Source organism: Pseudomonas sp. B21-047, from assembly GCF_024748775.1.
GTDB lineage: Bacteria > Pseudomonadota > Gammaproteobacteria > Pseudomonadales > Pseudomonadaceae > Aquipseudomonas > Aquipseudomonas capeferrum.
The window spans coordinates 4,331,136-4,356,447 of record NZ_CP087169.1; the positions used below are offsets into that span (position 1 = coordinate 4,331,136).

Genomic DNA, 25,312 nt, shown 5'->3' on the forward strand with positions numbered 1-25,312 from the left:
ATCCACAAGTATTAATCCCGGAGCACTGCCATGACCCGCACAGCGCAGTTTCGCAGTTTTGCCGAGTTCTACCCCTACTACCTGGGCGAGCACAGCAACCCCACGTGCCGCCGCCTGCACTTTGTCGGGACGAGCCTGGTAATTGCCCTGCTGGCGTACACCATCGGCAGCGGCAAATGGTTGCTGCTGCTGGCCGTGCCGCTGTTCGGCTATGGGTTTGCCTGGGTCGGGCATTTCTTTTTCGAGAAGAACCGGCCGGCGACGTTTACCTACCCGTTCTATAGCCTGATGGGTGATTTCGCCATGTTCCGCGATATTCTGCTGGGCAAGATCAGCCTGTAAATCGCCGGGGCCGCATTGCGCGCCCCATGCCCCTCAAGCCTCACGCCGATTCGCGCACCGTCGCCACCTTCTGCGCGCTCTGCGCCTGCACATCCGCCAGCCGATACAATTCGATGCTGCCATCCCAGTGCTCGATCAACGCCGTGCACGACTCCACCCAATCCCCGCAATTGAGGTACTCGACCTCCCCCACCTTGCGCATTTCGGCATGATGAATATGCCCGCAAACCACCCCATGAAAGCCTCTGCGGGTGCACTCATGGGCAATGGCAGCCTCGAAGTCACTGATGAAGTTCACCGCGCCCTTGACCTTGTGCTTGAGGTAGGCCGACAACGACCAGTAGCCATAGCCGTAACGGGCACGCCAATGGTTGAGCCAACGGTTGAGCACCAGGGTGGACTCATACGCGCGGTCCCCCAGAAACGCCAGCCAGCGGTGGTAGCGGGTAATCACATCGAACTGGTCGCCATGGATCACCAGCAGGCGTCGGCCATCGGCAGTCAGGTGCTCGGCCTCGTCCACCAACTGGATATTGCCCAGCATCAGCTTGGAATAGCGGCGCAGGAATTCGTCATGGTTGCCGGTGACATAAATCACCTCGGTGCCCCGCTTGCTCATGGTCAACAGGCGTCGGATCACGTTGGTGTGGGCCTGCGGCCAATAGATGCCACCGCGCAGCTTCCAGCCATCGATGATATCGCCCACCAGGTAGATGCGGTCGGCCTGGTAGCCCTTGAGAAACCGCGACAGATGCTCGGCCTGGCAGTCACGGGTGCCCAGATGTACATCGGATATCCATAAGGTGCGCACGCGCTGCTTGCGCGAAGGACGGGAGAGTTCGGCATGGGTCATGGGCGGGCTCCGGCGCAGTTTGCTGGAGCCTGGCAGGTGCAGATGACAGTGCAGTGGCAAAACGGTTACCGGTGATGGCCTGCCGTGAATGAGGCACAATGCGCACCTGCCCTGCGAGGACGCCCCATGACCACCGGCCCGATTCTCTCGCTGCGCCGTTACCGGAACAGCCTGATTACCCACAGCCACGAACATCCGCAACTGGTGTTCGGCTTGGCTGGACGCTTGCACTTCGAGGTCCAGGGCCACGGGGCACGGGTTGATCGCCAGGGCCTGATGGTGGTGCCGGCAGGCGCACATCACACCTGCGCCAGCGATGCTGGCAGCGATTGCCTGGTGCTGGATGTGCCCGGGGAGCACTGGTTGCGTGAACAGCTGGGCGAGCATGCCGATGCCAGCCGTCGCCTGCTCGATCGCCCCGCTGCCTTGGGCCTGGATAGCCGCCAGCAGCAGCTGGTCGACTGGCTGGCGACCAGCCCCATCGACGACCCGCTGATTGCCCGGCAAGGCGCGGCGCTGCTGTTGGCCAGCCTCAACCCCGCGGCAGCCGCAAGCATCCGGCCCAGCCAGCGCCTGCCTTATGCCGCCTTCGATGCGCATATCGAGCAACATGCCGCCCACCCCTTGCAGGTGGCCGACCTGGCGCGCCTGGCCGGCCTGTCCACTGCGCGGCTGCATGCGCGCTTCATCGCCGAATGCGCGATGACGCCGATGGACTACATTCGCCAGCGGCGCCTGCTCAAGGCGCGGCAGCTGGTGGAGCGGACCTTGCTGCCGTTGGGCGAGATTGCGGCGCAGGTGGGGTACAGCTCGCAGAGTGCGTTTTCGGCGGCGATGCTACGGGCGTTTGGCTGTACACCGCTAGCCTTGCGGCGAGCGTCTGGCGACAACGGACGCTAGGCGCGCGACAGATCGTATTGGCCTGAGGACTTACACTGTGCCTGCACTGGCCCTTTCGCGGGGCAAGCCCGCTCCCACACATACAGCATTGATCCTGAGGGTGATGCAATACTTGTGGGAGCGGGCTTGCCCCGCGAAGGGCCAGTGCTGACCTGCTCTTGCTCAAGGACCCACCATGAACCACCGCACTGCCCTAGGCGCCCTGCACATCGGCGCGCTGTTTTTCGGCCTCACCGGGGTGTTTGGCAAACTGGCCGCCAGCGCCAGCCCGGCGATCATCGTCTTCGGCCGCGCGGCCTTCGCCGTCATCGCCCTGGCGCTGTTCGCCCAGTTCGCCCGCAAAGGCTGGCACCGGTTGACAGGCCCGGATGTGCGCCGCTTGCTGCTGGGCGGGGTACTGCTGGCGGGTCACTGGGTCAGCTTCTTCATTGCCGTCAAGGTCGGCGGTGTAGCCATCGCCACCCTGGGCTTTACCAGCTTCCCGGCCTTTACCGTGATCCTTGAAGGGGTGCTGTTCCGCGAACGCATCCGCCGCAACGAAGCCGTGCTGGTCGTGCTGGTGTGCATCGGCCTGGTGCTGGTCACCCCGGCATTCGACCTGGCCAGCCAGGCCACCGGGGGCCTGCTTTGGGCAATGCTGTCGGGGCTGCTGTTCTCGCTGCTGTCGCTGACCAACCGCGCCGGCTCCGGGCGCTTGCCAGCAGTGCAGGCAGCGCTGTGGCAGAACCTGGTGGTCAGCCTCTGCCTGTTGCCGTTCGCAGCGTCGGGGCTGGCGGCGGTGACGCCGATGGACTGGGTGTGGATCGCCCTGCTCGGCATCTTCTGCACCGGCGTGGCCCACAGCTTGTTCGTCGCCAGCCTGGCCGTGATCAAGGCGCGTACCGCCGCCGTGGTGTTCGGTATGGAGCCGGTGTATGGCATCGCCGTGGCCTGGGCGGTGTTCGCCGAGACCCCTACTGTGCGCATGCTGCTGGGGGGCGCGCTGATCATTTTCGCCATCGTGCTGTCCAGCCGCCTGGCTGCCGAACAACCCGCCAAGCCCCGGCCTTTGGCAGAGGGTACGTAATCAGCGGTCGTTGTGGCCCAGGTCGCGCTGCGGGTCGATCTGGTCGCGTACCCGCTGCTTGAGCACCTTGGCCTCCGGGAACCCACCGTCGGCCTTGCGCTCCCAGATCTGCACGCCATTGCAGGTGATCCGGAAGATGCCACCGGTGCCAGGCTCCAGCGCCACCCGGCCGAGGTCGTCGGCAAAGGTACTGAGCAGCTCCTGGACCAACCAGGCGGCGCGCAGCAACCACTGGCACTGGGTGCAATAAATGATGACGATTTCCGGCTTGCTGATGGCCATGGTGAAGCATCTCCAGGTAAGGGGCCGCTTATACTAGCGGTCTTTCGCCCACGGTTTGAGACTCACGATGCGCCGTTTGCTGTTCTGTTTGTTGTCGATATTCGTTGCTATTACGGCACATGCCGCCGAACAGGCTCGGCCCAAGGTCGGCTTGGTGCTGTCTGGCGGCGCGGCCCGTGGCCTGGCCCATATCGGCGTGCTCAAGGCCCTGGAGGAACAGGGCGTGCGCATCGACGCCATCGCCGGCACCAGCATGGGCGCGGTGATCGGCGGGCTGTACGCCTCCGGCTACAGTGTCGAAGAACTGGAAAAGCTGGCCACCACCCTGGATTGGCAGCAGGCGCTGTCCGACGCGCCCCCGCGCAAGGACATCCCCTTCCGGCGCAAGCAGGACGACCGCGACTTTCTGGTCAAGCAGAAGCTGAGCTTTCGCGACGACGGCAGCCTGGGACTGCCCCTGGGCGTGATTCAGGGCCAGAACCTGTCGCTGCTGCTTGAAAGCAAACTGGCCCACACCGCCGACACCCGCGACTTCGACAAGCTGCCGATCCCTTTCCGTGCGGTAGCTACCGACATCGCCAGTGGCGAAAAGGTGGTGTTCCGCCGCGGCCACCTGCCCCAGGTGATCCGCGCCAGCATGTCGATCCCTGCCGTGTTCGCCCCGGTCGAGCTGGATGGCCGGCTGTTGGTGGATGGCGGCATGGTCGACAACATTCCGCTGGACGTGGCCCGCGACATGGGGGTGGACCTGGCCATCGTGGTCGACATCGGCACGCCACTGCGTGACCGCAAGCAACTGGCCACGGTGGTCGATGTGCTGAACCAGTCGATCACCCTGATGACCCGGCGCAACTCCGAAGAGCAGCTGGCCAGCCTGCACCGTGATGACATCCTGGTGCAGCCACCGCTGGCCGCGTTTGGCGTGACCGACTTCGGCCGGGCCCGCGAAATGATCGAAGCCGGCTACCGTGCCACGCGCCTGCTCGACCCGCGTCTGGCGGCGTTGCGCCAGCCCGAAGGTGACAGCAGCCTGGCCATTGCCCGCTCGCCGCACCAACGCACCCCGGTGATTACCGCCATCAGGGTAGAGAACGACTCCAAGGTCAGCGACGACGTGATCCGCTCCTATATCCGCCAGCCGATCAATGCGCCGCTGGAGCTGGACCGCCTGCAGACCGACATGGGCACGCTGTATGGCCTGGACTACTTTGACCGGGTGCAATACCGTGTGGTGCACAAGGGCGCCGACAACACGCTGGTGATCAATGCCCGTGGCAGACGCGGCGGCACCGACTACCTGCGCCTGGGGCTTAACCTCTCGGACGACCTGCGCGGCGACAGTGCCTTCAACCTCGGCGCCAGCTACCGGGTCAACGGCATCAACAGCCTGGGCGCCGAATGGCTGACCCGCGCGCAGATCGGCGACCAACAGGAGCTCTACAGCGAGTTCTACCAACCGCTGGACGTAGGCTCGCGCTTCTTCATTGCCCCCTACCTGGACGTGGGCTCGCGCAACATCGAGGCGACCCTGGACAACGACCCGGTCGCCGAGTACCGCCTGGAGCGCTACGGTTTCGGCCTGAATGTGGGCCGGCAGATCGGCACCTACGGCGAGGTGCGACTGGGTGCGGGCAAGGCCTGGGGCGAAGCCGAAGTGCGCATCGGCGACCAGGACCTGCCCAAGGTCAGCTTCAATGAAGGCTTCTACGAGCTCAAGTACTCGTTCGACACCCTCGACAACGTGTACTTCCCGCACAGTGGCGAAGACATTGGCCTGACCTTGCGCAAGTACGACAAATCGCTCGATTCCGACGAGGACTATCGCCAGTGGCTGTTCAGCCTGGACAAGGCCATCAGCAGTGGCCCGAACACCTGGGTGCTGGGCGGGCGCTACGGGCGCACGCTGGATGAAACGGAGGTGGTGACGTCGAGCTTCGTGATGGGCGGCGCACGGGAGCTGTCAGGGTTCCGCCAGGACTCGGTGTCGGGGCAAAACGTCAGCTTGCTGCGCATGGTCTACTACCGCCGCCTGACCCCGCGGGCCTACGTGCCACTGGACTTCCCGCTGTATATCGGCGGGTCGCTGGAGCGTGGCCGGGCGTGGAACAACGACAACGAATTTGACAGCGGCTATATCAATGCAGCGAGCATCTTCCTGGGGATGGAGACGCCGCTGGGGCCGCTGAACCTGAGCTACGGGGCCAACAGCGCACATGAGCAGGCGGTGTATCTGAACCTGGGGCATACGTTCTGAAACGAGGGGCCGCTGTGCGGCCCACAAAAATCAGGGCTTTTCGAGGTTGCCGAGGATTTTCGCATGCACGCGCATGCACACCTCCAGGTCCGCTTCATCCACGCCGGTGAACAGCTCAAGCCGCAATGCATTGGCAATGGTCTCGATCTGTTCGATCAGCGGCTTGGCCGGTGGGCATAGCAGGATTTTCTTCGCCCGCCGGTCTTCAAGCACCGCTTGGCGCCGCACCAGGCCCTGCGCCTCGAGGCTGTCGAGCAAGCGTGCCAAGGTCGGGCCTTCGACCCCAACGCTCTGGGCCAATTCACGCTGAGTGGGGGCCTCCTCGAAACGGGCCAGGTGCAGCAACACCAGCCAGCGCGCCTGGGACAGGTTGAGCCCGGCCAGGCGGCGATCCAGCTCGGCACGCCAACCCCGGGACATCTGGGCCAGCTGCATGCCGAAGCGGTGTTGGTTGTCGGTCAGGGGCATAAGCAACTCATTGGATAGATCTAATTATTAGGCAGCTAACCATGACCCGGACCACGTGGCAAGGCTCGGGCCCTTGCCAGTGTCCGATAATCGTCAAAAAACATGACAAAGGTCAGCAGTTGGCGGGTCTGGCCTGGAACCTTGTCGCGCTCAGAGCTCGAACTCCGCCGCCAACGCGGCGCGCACGCAATACAGCACACCTTCAGGTATGCGCGACCCGAACAGCGGCGCGATGGTCGATACCGGCGGCAGTTCGCCCTCCCCGTCAAGGAAGGCGTCCTGCACCTCCGCCAGCAAGTCTTCTGGCAGGTCGATGGCTTGATCAAGGCTCAGTTCCTGGCGGCCGAGCGCCTCGGCCAGCAGGCTATAGACGTTCTTTTCACTGCAGTTGAGTTGCCCGGCGATCTGCGCCGGGGTCATCCCCGCGCGTGCCAGGCTGACCAGCTCGTGACGCAGGTCCAGCACCACTTTCGGTGCCTCGTCAGTGCCACCGCTGTTGTTGAGCACCTCAAGGAACGCCTGGCCATAGCGCTCAAGCTTGCGCGCGCCCACGCCGCTGACCTGGGCCATGTCGCTGAGGCTGGCCGGCTGGCTGCGTAGCATCTCGAGCAGCGTCGAATCGGGGAAGATGACGTAAGGCGGCACGCTGTGCTCCTCGGCCAGCTTGCGCCGCAGGGTACGCAGCGCTTCCCACAGTTCGCGCTCTTCGGCACGCACCAACTGGCTGGCCGGGCTGCCGCCGCCTGAGGCGCTCTTGGCCACGGTCTGCGGCTTGAGGTCACGGCGCAGTTGCAGGTTCACCTCGCCGCGCAGCAGCGGCCGGCAGCTGTCGGAGAGGCGCAAGCCGCCGTAGCCTTCCAGGTCGATATCCACCAGGCCGCGCGCGACCAACTGGCGGAACAACGAGCGCCACTCGGCTTCGGCCAGCGACTTGCCGACACCGAACACCGAGAGCTTCTCGTGGCCGAAATTGCGCACCTTCTCGGTGTCCTTGCCCAGCAACACATCGACCAGGTGCCCGACCCCATAGCGCTGACCGGTACGGAACACCGCTGACAGCGCCTGGCGAGCCGGCTCCGTGGCGTCCCAGGTCTGTACCTGGTCGATGCAGTTGTCGCAATGCCCGCAGGGCTGCTCCAGGGTTTCGTCGAAGTAGGCCAGCAGCGACTGGCGGCGGCAGCGGGTTTCTTCACACAGGGCCAGCATGGCATCGAGCTTGTGCTGCTCGATGCGCTTGTGGCGCTCGTCGCCTTCAGAGTTCTGCAACATCTGCTTGAGCATCACCATGTCCTGCAGGCCGTAGGCCATCCAGGCATCGGACGGCAAGCCGTCACGCCCGGCACGGCCGGTTTCCTGGTAGTAGGCCTCGAGCGACTTGGGCAGGTCGAGGTGGGCGACAAAGCGCACGTTGGGCTTGTCGATGCCCATGCCGAAGGCGATGGTGGCGACCATGATCAGCCCTTCCTCGTTGAGGAAGCGGTGCTGGTTGGCAGACCGCGTCTCGGCCGCCAGGCCGGCGTGGTAAGGCAGCGCAGGGAAGCCTTGATCGCAGAGAAAAGCAGCGGTCTCGTCGACCTTCTTGCGCGACAGGCAGTAGACGATGCCTGCGTTGCCACGACGCTCGCCGAGGAAGGCCATCAGCTGCTTGCGCGGCGCTTCCTTGGGCACGATGCGGTAGAAGATGTTCGGCCGGTCGAAACTGGAAAGGAAACGCTCGGCGCCCTGCAGGTGCAGGCGCTGGACGATCTCTTCGCGGGTGCGCATGTCGGCGGTGGCGGTCAGGGCGATGCGCGGCACATGCGGGAACAGCTCGGCCAACTGGCCCAGTTGCAGGTATTCCGGGCGGAAGTCATGGCCCCATTGCGACACGCAGTGGGCCTCGTCGATGGCGAACAGCGAGACGTCCAGCTCGCGCAAGAAATCGAGCATGCGCGGCTGCACCAGGCGCTCGGGTGCCAGGTACAGCATCTTCAGCTCACCGCGGCGCATGCGCCCGGCCAGCTCACGTTGCTGCTCGGCGTTCAGGGTGGAGTTCAGCGCGGCCGCAGCCACCCCAAGCTCATCGAGCGTGGCGACCTGGTCGTCCATCAGCGCGATCAGCGGCGAAACCACCACCGTGAGGCCGGGGCGCAACAGCCCAGGCACCTGGAAACACAGCGACTTGCCGCCGCCGGTGGGCATCAGTACCAGCGCATCGCCGCCGTTGGCCACGCATTCGATGATTGCTGCCTGGCGCCCACGGAAACTGTCGTAGCCGAAGATATCCTTGAGAACGCGCTGAGCCTGTTCGAGCATGTGCAACTCCACAAATCGCCGTACCATCCTGGATACAGGCTGGACGAAAAACCCGCCCCGCACACGCCGAATGCGTAAGCGGTTTTTGCCAGACGGCCGCAACAGCCCGCCCCTGGATGAAAAATCGCGGATTATACCCCAGTGCCAACCCCCGCAGGAGGCTGCGGTGACAGACGTTCCCTTTGCCCTGCTTTCGCCGCAAGATGCTAGAATTCGTTATCGTTTATTCCCCAAGGTAGCCCTGTAATGTCCTTCGCCGAGCAACTCACCCGCCTGCAAGCCTTCCTCGACGCCGACGAGCTGCACGAAGAAGCGCTGGACTACGTCGCCGCCCACGGCTACCTCACGGCACTTTCGATCAATGCCGAGGACGTTCCCGAGCGCGAGTGGATCGACGCCCTGTTCGCCGAAGAGCCGCACTACGCCAGCGATGCCCAGCGCACCGAGATCGAAGCGACCCTGGTGGCGCTCAAAGCTCACATCGCCCGCCAACTGGCCAGCGACGAGGAGTTCGACCTGCCATGCGACCTGGACTTGACCGACGAGCCGGACGATTCCGACCTGCGCGGCTGGTGCATCGGCTTCATGGAGGGCGTGTTCCTGCGTGAAGAGGCCTGGTTCGAGAGCGCCGAGGAAGAAGTCAGCGAGATGCTGCTGCCGATCATGGTCGGTTCGGGCCTGTTCGACGAACAGCCAGAGTTTGCCGACATCGCCAGCAATGCCAACCTGCAGGACGACATGATCGTGCAGATCCCAGAGGCACTGAGCGCGCTGTTCCTGCTGCTGCACGCCCCTGACGAGAAGCCGGCGCTGCTCAAGCCACGCCACCACTGAGTCGGCTGTGCGCTACCTGCTGCTGGCCATCGGCTGGCTCAGCGTCGCGCTGGGGGTGCTGGGGATATTCCTGCCGGTGTTGCCCACCACCCCTTTTCTGCTACTGGCGGCAGCCTGCTTTGCCCGCAGCTCGCCGCGTTTTCATCACTGGCTGGTCCATCACCCGAAGCTCGGGCCGTGGATCCGCGATTACCTCAGTGGCGAAGGCATCCCCCTCAAAGGCAAGGTCTACGCTATCGGCCTGATGTGGGCCAGCATCGGCCTGTCGTGCTACCTGGTACCGCTGTTCTGGGCACGCGCCTTCATGCTCACCAGTGCGGTACTGGTGAGCCTGTATATCCTCAAGCAGAAGACCCTGCACAGACCACGCTGAATGCGGCGCGCCAGTAAAGGCACCCTCGCAGGGCGTGCCGCGGCCATCGAAAAGCACGGGAAGTCAATTTTTTGTCGCCAAATATCTATTTCGCCTATCCAGGATTTTTTTTAGCTACAAAAGTTCTGGAACTCGCTGTAAACCTTGAAAAACGAGACTTTCAGCAGCTTTCAATTTCGCTGTTGTGGATCAGCTCCCGCTTGCTCTTAGACCACATAAATCAAATAACCGAATTTGTTATGAGAAAATCTTCTTACGACTTTGATTGAATGTTCTTAGCTCTGTTGTTAAAAACCTGACACGATTTGCAGGATAACTATATCGTCATTTTTTTGGCGACAAGCAGGACTTATTTTAGGATCAGGGAGAGGTACCCATGCGCGTTTTGAACCCCATCACCAGTGCATTACTGTTGGCCATGGCGTGTGCCAACGTACAGGCGATGTCGATTACCGAGGCTGTCCAGAGCGCCGTGGATTACCATCCGCAGATCAGCTCCAACCGCAACAGCAAGCTGTCCGCTGATGAAGACGTGAAATTCGCGCGTGGCGGCTACTACCCTTCCGTGGACCTGGTTGCAGGTTATGGTCGCCAGCGTTCGGACAACCTCAGCACCCGCGGCACCAATGCCGACGGTACGCGCAGCCACGACAAGGCCACCCTCAGCTACACCCAGTCGGAACTGCGCCTGCGCCAGATGCTGTTCGACGGCTTCAACACTTCGAACGAAGTAGGCCGCACCGAGGCGGTCGCCACCTCGCGCGCCTACTACACCCAGGCCGTCGCCCAGGATGTTGCCCTGCGCGCGGTAGAGGTGTACCTGGAAGTACTCAAGCGCCGTGAGCTGGTGACGCTGGCCAAGAACAACCTGCAAGCGCACCTGCGGGTCAACGACCAGATCGGCCTGCGCACCGAGCGCGGCGTCGGCAGCACCGCCGACCTCGATCAGTCCCGCGCCCGTCGTGCACTGGCAGAAAACAACCTGGACACCGCCGAAGTTGACCTGGCCGATGCCGAGGCCAACTTCTTCAGCGTCATCGGCCGACAGCCCGATGAACTGGAGGGGCCGCAATCGATCAAGGTAGAGATCCCCGGCACCCTCGACGATGCCCGTGAAGGCATGCGCCAGAACAACCCGTACATCAAGTCTGCCCAGGCCGACGTCAATGCTGCCGAGCAGCAGTACGAAGTGGCCAAGTCGACCTTCTACCCACGCCTGGACGCGATACTGGCCACCGGCGCCAACAACAACCTCGGCGGCGAGAAAGGCCACAGCAACAACGACTGGCAGGCCGGTGTCGAGCTCAACTACAACGTGTTCCGCGGCGGCAGCGACAAGGCCCGCCTGCAGTCCGATGCCCACAAGATCAACCAGGCACTGGACATTCGCAACAACGCCCTGCGCGAGCTGACCGAGAACCTGAGCCTGGCCTGGAACGCCATGAACAACGCACGCAAGCAGACCCCGACCGCGCGGGAATACGCCGAGACCACCAAGCGTGTACGTGCTGCCTACCAGGACCAGTTCGGCCTTGGCCAGCGTACCCTGCTCGACGTGCTCGACAGTGAGAACGAGCTGTACAACGCCGACCGCCGTTACACCGAAGTGCGCTACACCGAGGAGTTCTCGATGTACCGGGTACTGGCAACCATGGGTGAGCTGCTGAGCAAGCAACGTATCTCGCTGCCGCCGGAAGCCATTGCCAGCAATGAGGTGAAGACCGAAGCCAGGCTGCCTGACATGCGCTGAGTGCAAGCCTCAGAGCGCCTATGAAGGGCCGTGATTGCGCTGGAAGGTCTCGGCGCCCATGGCCTTTATCTGCCCCTCGATCAGCGCGTCGAACGGTTTGAGCAGCGCGTCAAAGCTGACTGGCTGCTCCAGCACGTTCAGCGCCTCGACCACCGCCTCCAGGGTCGACAACGCCCCCGCCTCCGGCGCCTTGCGCAGCCGGTAGCGCGAAGGCGCAACCGCGCCCAGCGTCACCCGCGGCAATGCCGCAAGCATTGGGTTCAGGTACAGCAGCTTGCGGGCCTTGCGCCAGGTACCGTCGGGTACGATCAACAGCAACGGCTGGTCATCCACTTCGGTATAAGCCGTCAGCACCTGGGCTTGATCGCCCGGGAACAGCAACGCGGCACGGTAACCGGGCGTGGCAAGCAGCTCATCCAGGCCCTCGAACACCTCCCCGACCCGCAACTCGGCATTGTTCAGCCCCAGGGCCGCCAGGCGCGCGGTATTCAGGGCATGGGCGGTTTCACTGGGGTGCTGCAGCAGGACGATACGGGTGCGGCTGCCGAGCGAGGGGATCAGTGGGCATAGGCAGTGGTCAAGCGGGCGCTGGCAGCGCTCGCAGCGGGGTCTGGGCATAGGGCTCTCCTTACCGGGCGCAGTGTGCCACAGCTTGTTCGAAATCCCCTGCCTCAGCGGTTGAAGCGCTCAGCCAGGCTGTGCAGGTATTCGGCCATACGCTCCAGGTCCTGGCTGATTTGCGCACCCTGCCTGGCCTGCCCCGCGCTCTGGTCACACAGGTGTGCAATCCTCACGATCTGCTGGTTGATATCCTCGGCAACATGACTTTGCTGCTCCGAAGCCGTCGCCATCTGCTGGCTCATGCCGGTAATGCGGCTGACCGCCTGGGCGATACCGGCCAACGCCACTTGCACCGCCTCGACACTGTGCACGCTGTCGCGCGAAATCTGCTCGCCGCGGTTGGCGGTACTCACTGCCCGCTCTGCCCCCACCCGTAACGAGGCGATGATCTGATGAATCTCTTCGGTCGAGGCACGGGTGCGCTGGGCCAACGAACGCACCTCATCAGCCACCACGGCAAACCCGCGCCCCTGTTCACCGGCCCGCGCTGCCTCGATGGCGGCATTGAGTGCCAGCAGGTTGGTCTGGTCGGCAATCGAAGTGATCGTGTCGACCACGCTGCCAATCGACTGGGTCTGCTCGGCCAGTGCATTGACTGCCTGGCCGATATCATTCACCGCATCGCTCATGCTCCCCATCGCCTTCAGGCTCTGCTGGGCCAACTCGCTGCCATGCTGCGCCAACTGGTCGGCATCGCCTGCGGCATGGGCGGTGCTTTGCACGTTATGGGTGACCTCCTGGATGGTCGCTGCCATTTGCGCGATCGCCGTGGCGGACTGGTCGGTTTCGCTGCGCTGGCGGTCAAGCATCTGCGCCTGGGCGTCTGACAGGTCGGCCGACTGCGCCGCACGTGACTTGACCCCGACTCCTGCATCCACCAGGCGGGTCAAGGCGGTTTGCAAGCGCGCCTCTTCACTGATGATGGCCAGGTCCAGCTGGCCTTGCAGCCCCGGGTTGTCGCTGTAGGTCAACGCCACCAACGGGCTGGTGAAGGCTTTCGGGTGCTCGCCCAGGGTACGCCGGATGGCCTGGCTCTGCCGGTGTTCGATCAAGTACCAGGCCAGCAGCAGGCTGGCCATCAATACCCCCAGCGCCGCATACGGCGGCAACCACAGATAACCTGCGGCCGAGAGCAGGCCTGCGCCAATCAGCGGCCAGCCGCGGCCCAGCTGATGCCCTAGCCGCGCGGCCCAGGGTACCGCTGAGCGGCCGGCACGCAGGCGCGCGTATAGCGCTTCGGCACGGCGAATCTGCTCGCGCGTCGGCACCGAGCGTACCGACTCGTAGCCGCTGACCCGCCCTTGCTCGTACACCGGGGTGACGTAGGCGCTGACCCAATAATAATCGCCGTTCTTGGCGCGGTTCTTGACCACGCCCATCCAGGGTTTGCCTTGTTTGATGGTGTCCCACATGTGGCCGAAGACGGCCGGAGGCATGTCGGGGTGGCGCACCAGGTTGTGGGGCTGGCCGACCAATTCGTCGTAAGTGAACCCGCTGATCGCCACGAAGGCGTCATTGCAGTAGGTGATGCGGCTGTTGAGGTCCGTCGTGGAGATCAGGCGTTGATCGCTGGAGAAGGTTCTTTCGTGCTCAGTGACGGGCAAATTCATGCGCATCTTGGGCGATCCTTGCAGGATGAAGAGGGGGAAATCATCAGCGCAAGTTGATATTTAGCAGAGCGCTATCAGGTTAGCGGTCCTGTTTTGTAGGAATTGAGCCCGTCCCGACGGAATGCATGAACACACTGTGCATCAGCCGACGTTGAGTTGGCTTTTAAGCAGGTCGCGGAAGGTTTGAATCAACGGTTCGCGGCTACGGCCGCGGCGAACGATCAGCGAAAATGGCGCCTGATAGCCGAAGGTAGACGGCGACAAGACGCGCAGGTCGCCCTTGTCCACCCATGCCTGGGCGTAGTGCTCTGGCAGGTAGCCGATGTAGGCACCCGACAGGATCAGAATCAGCTGCGCCTCCATGCTCTCCACGGTCGCCGCACTGTGCTTGAAGCCGTGCCGGGCCAGTTCTGCCTGGCTCCAGTAGCCGCGCCCGACCATGCGCTGCTGGGTCACCACCTGCTCGGGGATGCGCCGCTCGGCGAACAACGGGTGGCGGCTGCTGCAGTACAGCCAATGCTGCTCACGGTACAGGGGCTGATAGACCAGGCCACTCATGCGCGACGAAAACGCCCCGATGGCCAGGTCGAGGCGGTTGTCCTGCACCCCCAATTGCAGCTCGTAGGGGCTGGACACCGACAGGTGCAGGTGAACCCCCGGGTGCTCCTGGCTATAGGCACCGATGGCTTCGGCCAGTGGCAACGCGCGGTCACCCACGGTCGAGTCAATCACCCCCAGGTTGAGCGTGCCCCGCAGCTCGCCCTTGAGCGCCGCGGCATATTGCTCGAAGCCATCCAGCTCGGCCAGCAGGCGCAGGCTCTCCTGGTGGAACAGTTCACCTTTGCTGGTCAGGCTGAAACCGCCGCGCCCACGGTGACACAGGACAATCCCCAGCCCGCCCTCCAGCTGGCTCATGTAGGTGCTGATGGCCGACGTCGACAGGTTCAGCTCGCGCTGGGCGTTGGCGAAGCCCTGGTGGCGCACCACGCTGACGAAGATGCGCAGCAGTTTCAGATCGGGCAGGGTCGAGGCCATGGTGCAACGGTTCCGCAAAGTTAATGGCGGCAAGTCTAACCGGTTGCGCAGGCATTAGTTCAGAAATTCCTGAAGTAAGTATTTGCCGGTAGCGATTCTTCCCGGGCACTACCTTGCGCAAACTCGGCCGAAATGTCCTGCCCGCCGGCACAACCAAAGCAAACAGGCGCGCCGCGGCACAGGTTCGAACAAACACAACAATCGACCGACTGATGAGGCCCACCGTGGACAAGACTCTCCACCAACCACTGGGCGGCAACGAAATGCCGCGTTTCGGCGGCATCGCCACCATGCTCCGCCTCCCCCACCTGCAAAGCGCCGCCGGCCTGGACGCCGCGTTCATCGGCGTGCCGCTGGACATCGGCACCTCCCTGCGCTCCGGCACCCGCTTCGGCCCACGGCAGATCCGCGCCGAATCGGTGATGATCCGCCCGTACAACATGGCCACCGGTGCTGCGCCGTTCGACTCGCTGTCGGTAGCCGACATCGGTGACGTGGCCATCAACACCTTCAACCTGCTCGACGCCGTGCGCATCATCGAAGAAGCCTACGACGAGATCGTCGAGCACAACGTCATCCCGATGACCCTGGGTGGCGACCACACCATTACCTTGCCAATCCTGCGCGCCCTGCATAAAAAGCACGGCAAGATCGGCCTGGTGCACATCGATGCCCACGCCGACGTCAACGACCACATGTTCGGCGAGAAGATCGCCCACGGCACCACCTTCCGCCGCGCCGTGGAAGAAGGCCTGCTCGATTGCGACCGCGTGGTACAGATCGGCCTGCGCGCCCAGGGCTATACCGCCGACGACTTCAACTGGAGCCGTCGCCAGGGCTTTCGCGTAGTTCAGGCCGAGGAATGCTGGCACAAATCGCTGGAACCGCTGATGGCCGAAGTACGCGAAAAGGTCGGCGGTGGCCCGGTTTACCTGTCGTTCGATATCGACGGCATCGACCCTGCCTGGGCACCGGGCACCGGCACGCCGGAAATTGGGGGCTTGACCACGATCCAGGCGATGGAGATCATTCGCGGCTGCCACGGCCTGGACCTGATCGGCTGTGACCTTGTCGAAGTCTCCCCGCCTTACGACACCACCGGCAACACCTCGCTGCTCGGCGCCAACCTGCTGTTCGAAATGCTCTGCGTGCTACCTGGCGTAGTGCGTCGCTGAACCAGGCCTGCGCCGCGCCAACCGCGATACCCGCTATACCCTGGCAGGAGCCATGAGGGAGGGCCATTGAGGCCCGTCAACACAAGACAAGACCGCCAGGTGCCGTAAGGTGCCCGGGCGGTCGATCTCGCCATAATAAAGATAATCGGGAGACTCCCAATGGCCTTGGACATCATTGTTGTAATGATCTATACCGCCGGCATGCTCGGGCTTGGCTGGTATGGCATGCGGCGTGCGAAAACCCACGAAGACTACCTGGTGGCCGGACGCAACCTCGGCCCCACCCTGTACATGGGCACCATGGCCACCACCGTGCTGGGCGGCGCGTCCACCGTCGGCACCGTGCGCCTGGGCTATGTCCACGGTATTTCGGGCTTCTGGCTGTGCGCTGCGCTGGGCCTGGGCATCATCGCCCTCAACCTGTTCCTCGCCAAACCGCTGCTGCGCCTGCGCATCTTCACCGTCACCCAGGTGCTGGAGCGTCGGTACAACCCCATGGCACGCCAGGCCAGTGCAGCGATCATGCTGGCATATGCGCTGATGATCGGCGTCACCTCGACCCTGGCCATGGCAACCGTACTGCAGGTGCTGCTGGAATTGCCGTTCTGGATGTCGTTGCTGCTCGGCGGTGGCGTGGTGGTGCTGTACTCGACCATCGGCGGCATGTGGTCGCTGACCCTGACCGACATCGTCCAGTTCGTGATCAAGACCGTCGGCCTGATGTTCATCCTGCTGCCAGTCTGCCTGTACAAGGCCGGCGGCTGGGACACCCTGGTGGCCAAGCTGCCAGCGTCGAGCTTCCAGCTGACCAGCATCGGCTGGGACACCATCATCACCTACTTCCTGATCTACTTCTTCGGCATCCTCATCGGCCAGGACATCTGGCAGCGGGTGTTCACCGCCCGTGACGAGAAGGTCTGCCAGCGCGCCGGTACCACCGCAGGTGTGTACTGCGTAGTGTACGGCCTGGCTTGCGCCCTGATCGGCATGGCTGCACACGTGCTGATGCCAGACCTGGCAAACCCGAACAATGCCTTTGCCGAGATGATCAAGAGCACCCTGCCCGATGGCATCCGCGGCCTGCTGATGGCGGCGGCCCTGGCAGCCATGATGTCCACCGCCAGCGCCGGCCTGCTGGCCGCGTCCACCACCCTGACCGAAGACCTGCTGCCCAAACTGCGTGGCGGCAAGCAATCGAGCCTGGGCATCAGCCGCCTGTTCACCTTGCTCACCGGCCTGGTGGTGCTGGGTATCGCCCTGGTGGTGAACGATGTGATCAACGCCCTGACCCTGGCCTACAACCTGCTGGTCGGCGGCATGCTGATCCCGCTGATCGGTGCGATCTTCTGGAAGCGCGCAACCACCGCAGGCGCAATCGCCAGCATGTCGCTGGGCTTCGCCACCGCGCTGTTGTTCATGTTCAAGGATGGGTTGGAAGCCAACACGCCGATTTACTACAGCCTGACGATCGGCCTGGTGAGCTTTGTGGGGATCAGCCTGATGACGCGTAAATCGGTGGCAGCGATGAAGCTGGCCTGATAGCCGATACACCCTTAGATAACACCGGCAACAAAAAGGCCGCCGCATCAGCCATGATGCGGCGGCCTTTTTCATTTCAGCGACGACGCGGCTGGCGCTTGCGCTGCTCTTCGTCAGTCGGGATCGGCACCGGCTGCAAGGGTGGTGGTATCAGCCCCAGTGCGACAGCCAAGTCGTGGAGCCAGTTGAACAGTGGTTTCTTCATAGTGCCCCCTTTGACGGGTCAGCCTCACGGTCAATCAATCCAGTCATGTTTCATACAGATCATAGCCCGATGTCCTGTATTGCGCATGTATCTGTTCCTAGAGATAGGGGCCATTTTGACGCGGATCAAGGGGAAACGCCGCATTCCGACGACTGGCTAATCGTTTCGCTTTGTTGCAGATCGATCCACGCCTGCAAATTCGCCCCTCGCATCCCTTGGCGCCACATCAACCAGGTCACCGCCTGATCGAACGGCGCCTGCAAGCGATGAACCCGCACCCGGTCGCGCCCCGGCAGGCTGTCGAGCATGGACTGCGCCATCATCGCCACGCCGGCGCCGGCGATGACGCAGGCCAGCATACTCTGGTAGGACTCGATCTCCATCACCCGCCCCATCGGCGTATGCGCGTGGGCATACCAGGCTTCAAGGCGCATGCGGTACGAGCAGCCTTGGCGGAAGGTGAACACCGCCTTGCCTGCCACGTCTTTTGCCGTGTGCACGGGCGGGTGTTCGGGGCTGGTGATCAACACCAGTTGCTCTTCGCACAGTGGCACGCCATCCAACCCGGCCAGGCTCGGCGGGCCATCCACCAAGGCCGCATCCAGGCCATGGCTGAGCAAACCCTCGAACAACTCGCCGCTGGGCGCCGCGCGCACCTGCAGGTTCACCGCCGGGTACGCCTGGTGGTAACGCGCCAACAAGGCCGGCAGGTGGGTCGCTGCAGTGCTGTACATGGTGCCCAGCACAAACTCCCCGGCCGGCTGGCCACCCTGCACGGCCGCCATCGCCTCGTCACGCAGGGCCGACAGGCGATTGGCGTAGTCCAGCAACACCTTGCCCGCAGGTGACAGCTGCAGGCGCTGGCGCTCGCGCAAAAACAGCTCGACGCCCAGTTGGTCTTCTAGCTGGCGCAGGCGCGTCGACAGGTTCGAGGGCACCCGATGCAAGCGCTCGGCGGCGCGGGTCACCGAGCCTTCCTCGGCAACCGCCTGGAAGATGCGCAGTTGGCTGAACTCCATACCATTCTCCAAAACAGAACAACTTCATCATCATTATTCAATTTTATTGAATATAAAAGCCCCTTAACCTGCCAGCCATCGCTTACCTCGTGCAGGAGTCCTTCCATGTCACCGCTCATACAACTGCTGGCCAGCGCCGTGGCGCTGATGATGGCCATGGGCATAGGCCGCTTCGCCCTGACCCCGCAACTGCCGCAATTGATCGCTGAAGGCCAGTTCGACCTCACGGCCGCTGGGTTGGTCGCAGCAGCCAATTACCTGGGTTACTTCCTGGGTGCAGTGGATGCCATGTTCGCCCGCACCCCTGCCCAGGTTCGCCTGCGCCTGCATGGCGGGCTGTGGCTGTGCGTGCTGTTGACCCTGGCCTCTTGGGCCGCCGGTGGCTTCTGGAGTCACCTGCTGCTGCGTTTCGGCACCGGCGTGGCCAGCGCCTGGGTACTGGTGATGATCACCAGCCTCAGCCAGCAGGTCGCCAATGCACACCAGCGCCAGCGCCTGGGCGCGCTGGTGTTCGCAGGGCCCGGGGTGGGTATCGCCGTTAGCGGACTGTTGGCGCTGGGTGCGCATGTGCTGGGGCTGGGTTCGGCAGCGCTCTGGCTGATCTATGCCACCGCCGCGCTGCTAATGCTGCTGGCAGTAAGGCCTTGGTTGCCACGGCCGCAGGCGCCAGCAGTGATCCCGGCCACTGTGCAGCCAAGTAAAAGGCACGGTGCCGGTATTGGGCGCCTTGGGCTGGTGTATGCCTTGTACGGCGTCGGTTACATCCTGCCGGCCACCTTCTTGTCACAGATGGCCAACCAGCAGTTTCAGGGACAATGGCTGGCCGACCTGTTCTGGCCTGCGTTTGGCGTGGCGGCAGCGCTGGGCGTGGTGCTGGTGAGCCTGCGCCGGGACGGCCGGACCTCTGCCTGGCTGACCGCCACCCTGTGGCTGCAAGGGCTGGGCGTGCTGGCTTGCTTGTGGGGCGGCGGCCTTGGCCTGGCCTTGGGCGTGGTGCTGTGCGGTGCGCCGTTCCTGGCCTGCATGCAGCTGGTGATGCAGCGTTCGCGGGAGCTGGCGCCGCAGGCGACGCAGCGTAATGCCGGGCTGCTCACTGCGTGCTTTGCACTCGGGCAACTGAGCGGGCCGTTGTTGGCGGCCGTCAGTAACCACTACACGGGGAGTTTGCAGCCCGCATTGCTGCTGGCCGCCAGTGGTCTGGCAGTGGCCGGGGGGCTGGTGCTGGCTGGCGCCCAAGCCCATCGCACCTGCCCTGCCCAACACTCGGCGGATGCGCGCTCGGTGTAGGTGCAACCGTCACCCCACCCACTTACGCAATTGCTGCTTTACCCAGGGCTCGGCACTCACCAGCACCACCCCAAGCAACACCATCACTGCGCCGAGTACGAAGTTCACGCTCAGTGGCTCATCCAGCAGCAGCACTCCGAACGTCACGCCGAACAACGGCGTGATGAACGAAAACACCGCCAGGTTCGACGCCAGGTATTTGCGCAATAGCCAGAACCAGGTCAGGTAGCTGACAAACGACACCACGACCCCCTGGAACAGCACACTGCCAATCGCCAACGGCGTCAGCGACACCGCACCGATCTGGCCACTGAGCAAGGCAATCAGCAGCAACCCGGCAAAACCGACGGCCAGCTGATAGAACAAGGTCAAGGTCGCTGGCGCTTCCGACAACCGCGAACAGCGCACCACCACCGTCGTCGCGCCCCAGGCCAACCCTGCCACGACACCGAAGGCATCGCCCAGCAAGGTGCGGCTGTCCATCTGCTCGAACGACATACCGCCGGCAAATGCCGTGGCGATCCCGCCGAACGCCAGCAAGATCCCCAACCACTGCAGCAGTCGCAGCCGCTCGCTGGGCAGCAAGAAGTGCAGGCCCAAGGCAGTAAACACGGGTGCCGTATACAGGAAGACAGACATGTGCGCTGCCGACGTCAGCTTCAGCCCCTCGGCGATGAACAGAAACTCCACGCCGAACAGCGCGCCGGCCAACAGCCCGGCGCGCCAGGTAGTGCCCACCTGCTCCCAACCACCGCGCCAGCAGATCATCAGGCCCACCAGCACTGCAGCAATACAGTTACGCAGGGCGGCCTGCATCACCGGGGCAATGTCGACCGCGGCCGTCTTGATCAGCACCTGCTGGCAGCCCCAGATCAGGCACAGCCCGAGCATGACCTGGAAAGCAAAGGCGTCGGGGTTCTTCCGGGCCGCGCTCATGAGCGGGCCTTACGGATAATCGATGGCATCGGCGTCAACTCGGCAGTCTTCAAGAATTACCGATTATCGGTTTTCCTTGGCCACCCGTGCCACCCTCAAAACGACCTCAAGCAATCTGCGCCTTGGAGGACACCTGCTCAAAGGTCGCCTCATCCAGCGCGTCTTCCTGTTCTTCGAGCACTTGGCGGGGGTGCTCGAAGCCTGGGATGCTGCTGTCGATCAGGCTCAACAGGCGTGATCCGCGCTCGGTGAGGACAAAGTTTTCACCGTTGCCACCGTCTTCTGCTGGCCGGGTTTCGATGAAGCCGCGCTCGAACAGCAGCTTTTCATACTCGCAAGCGCGGGTCTTCAGGTGGTCAAGGTCGCCAACCGGCTGGCCTTTGGCAGCCAACGCCGCGGCGTGCTGCTCGGCATAGGGGCGTGGCGTGAAGCTGTGACCGGCGCTGTTCTGGGCTTCATGCAGCAAGCGCTCGATCAGGTCCCAGTCGTAGGTGATGCTCATGGCGGCAGGCTCCTGCTGTGGACGGAAGGGGTACACAGGGTGGACCTGTCGACAGTGAGCCATGTTCAGAAAAAACAGAAACCATTTGATGCGTTGCTCCGTGTGATTTATAAACTACATTCGCCCAATGAAGAAAATCGAATCCAGCAGTTTCAGGCATTGGGTGCATGGACTCCGGGACGACACGGCGCGTATCCGGATTATTGCTCGTATCAACCGCTTGATGGAGGGCCTGCCTGGCGACGTTTCAGCAGTTGGCCATGGTGTAAGTGAATTGAGAATTCACTATGGGCCGGGCTACCGCGTGTACTTTCACCAATCAGGCGATACGTTGGTAATTCTGCTCTGCGGCGGGCACAAAAGCAGCCAACGGCGGGACATCAAAGCGGCTCACGAAATCCTGCGCTCCTGGAGGATGCAACATGACTGAAACATTTTTTGACTTCGATGCGGCTGATTACCTGACCACCCCGCAAGCCATCGCGCAGTTCATGTCCGATGCGCTTGAAACGGGCGATGCCAGCTACGTGGCCAAGGCCGTTGGTGTGGTAGCACGTGCCAAAGGCATGAGCGAATTGGCGAAAGAGACGGGTTTGTCACGTGAACAACTTTATCGCTCGTTCAGCGAGCACGGTAATCCGACGTTGAAGTCGTTTCTTGCCGTCATGAAGGCGCTGGGAATAGACATGACCGCCAAACCTCATCTTGCCCACTGACAACATCAGTTGTACTGCAGGTACGGATTGCAGAGCCCGCCGGTCGCTGAAGCTGAACTTCGATGCATCGACTGCCCTCCATCACGCATAGCCAACGCGAGAGGTAAGAAGGATGAAACCGCTGCTAAGCATTGCCTGCGCCACCGCCCTGCTCTGCGCCCTACCCGCCTGGGCCTGCACACCGGAAGAGGCCACGCAGAAGCGTGAAGAACTGGCCGGCCTGGTCAGCCAGCTCACTGAGCAGAACCCGCAGAAGGCCAAGGAAATCAATGATGAGCTCCAAGGGATGGAGCTGGGGACGGCGAGCAAGGACTTGCCCGACAAATGCCAGTTGATCGATACACGGATCAAGGAACTGAAGACAGCGGAGAAAAAAGCTGACTGATGCGAGGTGTGAAGCCCCTATCGCCGGCAAGCCGACGATAGGGCACAAGTCGATTTACTCAGCTGCAGGCTGACGCTTTCTCAGCGGAGCCATGCCGTCGGAACTGGCCAGTGGCGCGTTGGCCTTTGGCTTGGCGGTTGGCTTGCGCTTGGCGGCAGCCTTCTTGTCACCCGACTTCTTCTCGACCTTTTTCTTCTTGGTCCCGGCAGCCTTGCCCGAGGCCTTGACCTTTTTCGGCCCGTTGTAGGTACCTTTGACTTCCTTGATAACCCGGCGCTCGAACTGCTGCTTGAGGTAGCGTTCGATGCTCGACATCAAGTTCCAGTCGTTGTGGGTGATCAACGAGATGGCCAGGCCTTCGCCCCCGGCACGGCCGGTACGGCCAATGCGGTGCACGTACTCGTCGCCACTGCGCGGCATGTCGAAGTTGATCACTAGGTCCAGGCCGTCGATGTCCAGGCCACGGGCCGCCACGTCGGTCGCCACCAGCACCTTGGAGCTGCCCTGCTTGAAGCGGTCGATGGCCAGCTTGCGGTCTTTCTGGTCCTTTTCGCCGTGCAGTACGAAGACCTTGACGTCCTTGGCCACCAGGTGACCATAGATGCGGTCTGCCAGGGCACGGGTGTTGGTGAAGATGATCGCCTTCTGGTAGGTCTCGTTTTCCAGCAACCACTGGACGATCTTCTCTTTGTGCTGGTCGTGGTCAGCCATGATGATCTGCTGACGCGTGCCCTCGGCCAGTTGCGAGACGCTGTTGAGCATCAGGTGCTCAGGGTCTTTCAACACCTTGCCGATGATGTCGCGCAGTGCTGCGCCACCGGTGGTGGCGGAGAACAGCAGGGTCTGCTCGCGGTTCTCGCACTCCTTGCACAGGCGCTCCATGTCTTCGGCAAAGCCCATGTCGAGCATGCGGTCGGCTTCGTCGAGGATCATCACCTTGACATGGGACAGGTCCAGGTTACCGGCATTGAGCTGTTCGAGCAGACGGCCCGGGGTGCCGATCAGCACGTCCGGTACCTTGCGCAGCATGGCGGCCTGTTCCTTGAAATCTTCACCGCCGGTGACCAGGCCAGCCTTGATGTAGGTGAACTGGGAGAACAGCTGCACCTGCTTGAGGGTCTGCTGCGCCAGCTCGCGGGTAGGCAGCAGGATCAGCGCGCGGATTTCCACGCGTGGGCCGCTCAGGTCGACCAGGCGGTTGAGCATCGGCAGGACGAATGCCGCGGTCTTGCCGCTGCCGGTTTGCGCGGTCACACGCAAGTCACGCCCTTGCAGGGCCAGGGGGATGGCCGCTGCCTGCACCGGGGTCGGCTCGACAAATTTAAGCTCGGCCACGGCTTTAAGCAGGCGTTCGTGCAGGGCGAATTGGGAAAACACGGAGGTAACCTCAGGCAAGTGCGGGAAATTCAGTTGCATAGGGTAACGTTTTCTGCCGCCATAGCCGAATTTCTTTTGGCAACTTTATCGGCTTCCGCGCTCTAATGGCGCTTCGTTTGGCAATACAGACCGCTCACAACCCCATGGATATCCAACGAATCTGGCGTGACTCCCTCGACCTCTGGGGCACCCTCGACCAACATCCCATGCTCCACGCCGCCATTGGCCTGGCCGTCCTGCTGCTGATTTCCCTGGTGGTCGGCCGCCTGGCGCGCTTCCTGATGCTGCACGGTACCCGCCTGCTGGCACGCCAACAGGCGCTGAAATGGCTGGATGACCTGCGCCACAATAAAGTCCTGCACCGGCTGGCCCAGACCACACCGTCGCTGGTGCTGCAGTTTGGCCTGAAACTGGTGCCGGAGTTGTCCGACACGGCGCAGCACTTCCTCGGCAACGTCGCCCTGGCCTTCACCCTGCTGTTCATGACCATGGCCCTGTCGTGCCTGCTCGATGCCCTGCTCGACATCTACGCCCGCACCGAGCACGCCCGCACCCGCTCGATCAAGGGCTATGTGCAACTGGCCAAGATGATGCTGTGGATTTTTGCCTCCATCGTCATCGTCGCCACCCTGATCGACCGCTCGCCATTGCTGCTGCTGTCGGGCCTGGGTGCCATGTCGGCGGTGCTGCTGTTGGTCTACAAGGACACGCTGCTGTCGTTCGTGGCCAGCGTGCAACTGACCAGCAACGACATGCTGCATGTGGGTGACTGGATCGAAATGCCCCAGGTGGGCGCCGACGGTGACGTGGTGGACATCACCTTGCATACAGTGAAGGTGCAGAACTTCGACAAGACCATCGTCTCGATCCCGACCTGGCGCTTGATGAGCGAGTCATTCCGCAACTACCGCGGCATGCAGCAGTCGGGCGGCCGGCGCATCAAGCGCAGCCTGTTCATCGACGCCGCAGGTGTGCGCTTTCTCACACGCGAAGAGGAGCAGCGCCTCACCCAGGTGCGCCTGCTGGGCGACTACCTGGCCAGCAAGCGCCAGGAACTGCAAACCTGGAACGAAGCCCTGGGGCCGGTGGCCGAACTGTCCGCCAACCGGCGCAAGCTGACCAACATCGGCACCTTCCGCGCCTTTGCTCTGGCTTACCTGAAGAACCACCCCAACGTGCATCAAGGCATGACCTGCATGGTTCGCCAGATGCAGACCACCGCCGAAGGCGTGCCGCTGGAGATCTACTGCTTCACCACGACCACCGTGTGGGCGGAGTATGAGCGGATCCAGGGGGATATCTTCGATTACCTGTTGGCGGTGTTGCCGGAGTTCGGGTTGAGCTTGTACCAGCAGCCTAGCGGTAATGACATGCGGGCGGGGTTGGCGGGGCGACTGTCAGCTGAACCTGTGCCGCATCGTCTGGAAGACCTGAGCGAGGCTTGAAATTGCCGGGGCCGCTTTGCGGCCCATCGCAGGCAAGCCAGCG

The 25,312-nt window shown here is 63.0% G+C and carries 26 protein-coding genes; 14 read left to right on the forward strand and 12 right to left on the reverse strand.

The genetic code is table 11. The annotated features are described in order from the left end of the window. Window positions 1-30 precede the first annotated feature (30 nt). Complete coding sequence (locus LOY26_RS19670; protein WP_033699608.1) at window positions 31-342, forward strand: DUF962 domain-containing protein; 312 nt, start codon at window positions 31-33, stop codon at window positions 340-342. Window positions 343-382: 40 nt separating this feature from the next. Here LOY26_RS19670 and LOY26_RS19675 read toward each other — a convergent pair whose 3' ends face one another. Next, window positions 383-1,195 carry a UDP-2,3-diacylglucosamine diphosphatase gene (locus tag LOY26_RS19675; protein WP_186663948.1) on the reverse strand — a complete coding sequence of 271 codons (813 nt, stop codon included), beginning with the start codon at window positions 1,193-1,195 and terminating at the stop codon, window positions 383-385. Between the two features lie 126 nt (window positions 1,196-1,321). On the opposite strand from LOY26_RS19675, the gene LOY26_RS19680 reads away from it, so the two are divergent. Together LOY26_RS19680 and LOY26_RS19685 are read left to right on the forward strand one after the other, a co-directional pair. Continuing rightward, on the forward strand, window positions 1,322-2,095 hold the full coding sequence (locus LOY26_RS19680; RefSeq protein ID WP_033699612.1) for an AraC family transcriptional regulator: 774 nt from the start codon (window positions 1,322-1,324) through the stop codon (window positions 2,093-2,095). A gap of 175 nt (window positions 2,096-2,270) precedes the next feature. After that, window positions 2,271-3,161, forward strand: coding sequence for a DMT family transporter (locus tag LOY26_RS19685; RefSeq protein WP_095063756.1), 891 nt, complete (start codon window positions 2,271-2,273; stop codon window positions 3,159-3,161). Here the strand turns inward: LOY26_RS19685 and LOY26_RS19690 are convergent, their stop codons facing one another. After that, on the reverse strand, window positions 3,162-3,443 hold the full coding sequence (locus tag LOY26_RS19690) for a SelT/SelW/SelH family protein (RefSeq protein ID WP_258714019.1): 282 nt from the start codon (window positions 3,441-3,443) through the stop codon (window positions 3,162-3,164). A 67-nt stretch (window positions 3,444-3,510) separates the two neighbouring features. Between LOY26_RS19690 and LOY26_RS19695 the strand changes: the two genes are divergently transcribed. Continuing rightward, window positions 3,511-5,697 carry a patatin-like phospholipase family protein gene (locus LOY26_RS19695; RefSeq protein WP_258714020.1) on the forward strand — a complete coding sequence of 729 codons (2,187 nt, stop codon included), beginning with the start codon at window positions 3,511-3,513 and terminating at the stop codon, window positions 5,695-5,697. 30 nt (window positions 5,698-5,727) lie between these two features. On the opposite strand, the gene LOY26_RS19700 is transcribed toward LOY26_RS19695, so the two are convergent. Continuing rightward, entirely contained in the window at window positions 5,728-6,165 is a 438-nt protein-coding gene (locus LOY26_RS19700; protein ID WP_033699619.1) for a MarR family transcriptional regulator, read from the reverse strand. Between the two features lie 150 nt (window positions 6,166-6,315). Further along, entirely contained in the window at window positions 6,316-8,460 is a 2,145-nt protein-coding gene (recQ, locus tag LOY26_RS19705; protein WP_033699621.1) for a DNA helicase RecQ, read from the reverse strand. A 246-nt stretch (window positions 8,461-8,706) separates the two neighbouring features. Between recQ and LOY26_RS19710 the strand changes: the two genes are divergently transcribed. From LOY26_RS19710 to LOY26_RS19720, 3 genes are all read left to right on the forward strand, one after another. Further along, entirely contained in the window at window positions 8,707-9,294 is a 588-nt protein-coding gene (locus LOY26_RS19710; protein ID WP_033699623.1) for a YecA family protein, read from the forward strand. A gap of 7 nt (window positions 9,295-9,301) precedes the next feature. Then, window positions 9,302-9,667: a YbaN family protein gene (locus tag LOY26_RS19715; protein ID WP_033699624.1), complete on the forward strand. Its 366-nt coding sequence runs from the start codon at window positions 9,302-9,304 to the stop codon at window positions 9,665-9,667. Window positions 9,668-10,043: 376 nt separating this feature from the next. After that, window positions 10,044-11,417, forward strand: a complete 1,374-nt coding sequence (locus tag LOY26_RS19720) for a TolC family outer membrane protein (RefSeq protein ID WP_186658061.1) — start codon at window positions 10,044-10,046, stop codon at window positions 11,415-11,417. Between the two features lie 18 nt (window positions 11,418-11,435). Here LOY26_RS19720 and LOY26_RS19725 read toward each other — a convergent pair whose 3' ends face one another. The 3 genes from LOY26_RS19725 to LOY26_RS19735 form a co-directional block, all read right to left on the reverse strand. Beyond that, on the reverse strand, window positions 11,436-12,035 hold the full coding sequence (locus LOY26_RS19725) for a tRNA-uridine aminocarboxypropyltransferase (RefSeq protein ID WP_186663945.1): 600 nt from the start codon (window positions 12,033-12,035) through the stop codon (window positions 11,436-11,438). Window positions 12,036-12,088: 53 nt separating this feature from the next. Next, window positions 12,089-13,654, reverse strand: coding sequence for a PAS domain-containing methyl-accepting chemotaxis protein (locus LOY26_RS19730; RefSeq protein WP_258714021.1), 1,566 nt, complete (start codon window positions 13,652-13,654; stop codon window positions 12,089-12,091). A 135-nt stretch (window positions 13,655-13,789) separates the two neighbouring features. After that, window positions 13,790-14,683 (reverse strand): LysR family transcriptional regulator, encoded by an 894-nt coding sequence (locus tag LOY26_RS19735; RefSeq protein WP_033699632.1) that lies wholly within the window; start codon window positions 14,681-14,683, stop codon window positions 13,790-13,792. Window positions 14,684-14,907: 224 nt separating this feature from the next. Here LOY26_RS19735 and speB point away from each other — a divergent pair, with 224 nt between their 5' ends. Together speB and LOY26_RS19745 are read left to right on the forward strand one after the other, a co-directional pair. After that, the gene (speB, locus tag LOY26_RS19740) at window positions 14,908-15,858 is read left to right on the forward strand and encodes an agmatinase (protein ID WP_027593127.1); all 951 of its coding nucleotides are present in this window, start codon (window positions 14,908-14,910) and stop codon (window positions 15,856-15,858) included. A gap of 159 nt (window positions 15,859-16,017) precedes the next feature. Beyond that, window positions 16,018-17,397: a sodium:solute symporter gene (locus LOY26_RS19745; protein ID WP_033699635.1), complete on the forward strand. Its 1,380-nt coding sequence runs from the start codon at window positions 16,018-16,020 to the stop codon at window positions 17,395-17,397. A 76-nt stretch (window positions 17,398-17,473) separates the two neighbouring features. Here the strand turns inward: LOY26_RS19745 and LOY26_RS19750 are convergent, their stop codons facing one another. Together LOY26_RS19750 and ptrR are read right to left on the reverse strand one after the other, a co-directional pair. Then, the gene (locus LOY26_RS19750) at window positions 17,474-17,602 is read right to left on the reverse strand and encodes a PA1414 family protein (protein WP_256214945.1); all 129 of its coding nucleotides are present in this window, start codon (window positions 17,600-17,602) and stop codon (window positions 17,474-17,476) included. 125 nt (window positions 17,603-17,727) lie between these two features. After that, window positions 17,728-18,621 carry a putrescine utilization regulator PtrR gene (gene ptrR, locus LOY26_RS19755; protein ID WP_033699637.1) on the reverse strand — a complete coding sequence of 298 codons (894 nt, stop codon included), beginning with the start codon at window positions 18,619-18,621 and terminating at the stop codon, window positions 17,728-17,730. A gap of 105 nt (window positions 18,622-18,726) precedes the next feature. On the opposite strand from ptrR, the gene LOY26_RS19760 reads away from it, so the two are divergent. After that, on the forward strand, window positions 18,727-19,908 hold the full coding sequence (locus LOY26_RS19760) for an MFS transporter (protein ID WP_258714022.1): 1,182 nt from the start codon (window positions 18,727-18,729) through the stop codon (window positions 19,906-19,908). A 9-nt stretch (window positions 19,909-19,917) separates the two neighbouring features. On the opposite strand, the gene LOY26_RS19765 is transcribed toward LOY26_RS19760, so the two are convergent. Both LOY26_RS19765 and LOY26_RS19770 read right to left on the reverse strand, forming a co-directional pair. Further along, window positions 19,918-20,844, reverse strand: coding sequence for a DMT family transporter (locus tag LOY26_RS19765; RefSeq protein ID WP_258714023.1), 927 nt, complete (start codon window positions 20,842-20,844; stop codon window positions 19,918-19,920). 106 nt (window positions 20,845-20,950) lie between these two features. Continuing rightward, window positions 20,951-21,346: a transcriptional regulator gene (locus tag LOY26_RS19770; protein WP_033699644.1), complete on the reverse strand. Its 396-nt coding sequence runs from the start codon at window positions 21,344-21,346 to the stop codon at window positions 20,951-20,953. 127 nt (window positions 21,347-21,473) lie between these two features. Here LOY26_RS19770 and LOY26_RS19775 point away from each other — a divergent pair, with 127 nt between their 5' ends. The 3 genes from LOY26_RS19775 (at window position 21,474) to LOY26_RS19785 (ending at window position 22,447) form a co-directional block, all read left to right on the forward strand. Next, window positions 21,474-21,776, forward strand: coding sequence for a type II toxin-antitoxin system RelE/ParE family toxin (locus LOY26_RS19775; protein ID WP_095063759.1), 303 nt, complete (start codon window positions 21,474-21,476; stop codon window positions 21,774-21,776). Next, window positions 21,769-22,062, forward strand: a complete 294-nt coding sequence (locus tag LOY26_RS19780; protein ID WP_095063760.1) for an addiction module antidote protein — start codon at window positions 21,769-21,771, stop codon at window positions 22,060-22,062. Before LOY26_RS19775 ends, LOY26_RS19780 begins: the two co-directional genes overlap by 8 nt. 112 nt (window positions 22,063-22,174) lie before the next feature. Then, the gene (locus tag LOY26_RS19785) at window positions 22,175-22,447 is read left to right on the forward strand and encodes a hypothetical protein (protein ID WP_033699650.1); all 273 of its coding nucleotides are present in this window, start codon (window positions 22,175-22,177) and stop codon (window positions 22,445-22,447) included. 54 nt (window positions 22,448-22,501) lie between these two features. Here the strand turns inward: LOY26_RS19785 and LOY26_RS19790 are convergent, their stop codons facing one another. Further along, window positions 22,502-23,863, reverse strand: a complete 1,362-nt coding sequence (locus LOY26_RS19790) for a DEAD/DEAH box helicase (RefSeq protein ID WP_033699652.1) — start codon at window positions 23,861-23,863, stop codon at window positions 22,502-22,504. A gap of 104 nt (window positions 23,864-23,967) precedes the next feature. On the opposite strand from LOY26_RS19790, the gene LOY26_RS19795 reads away from it, so the two are divergent. Then, window positions 23,968-25,269, forward strand: coding sequence for a mechanosensitive ion channel family protein (locus LOY26_RS19795; RefSeq protein WP_186658075.1), 1,302 nt, complete (start codon window positions 23,968-23,970; stop codon window positions 25,267-25,269). The last annotated feature ends 43 nt before the right edge of the window (window positions 25,270-25,312 follow it).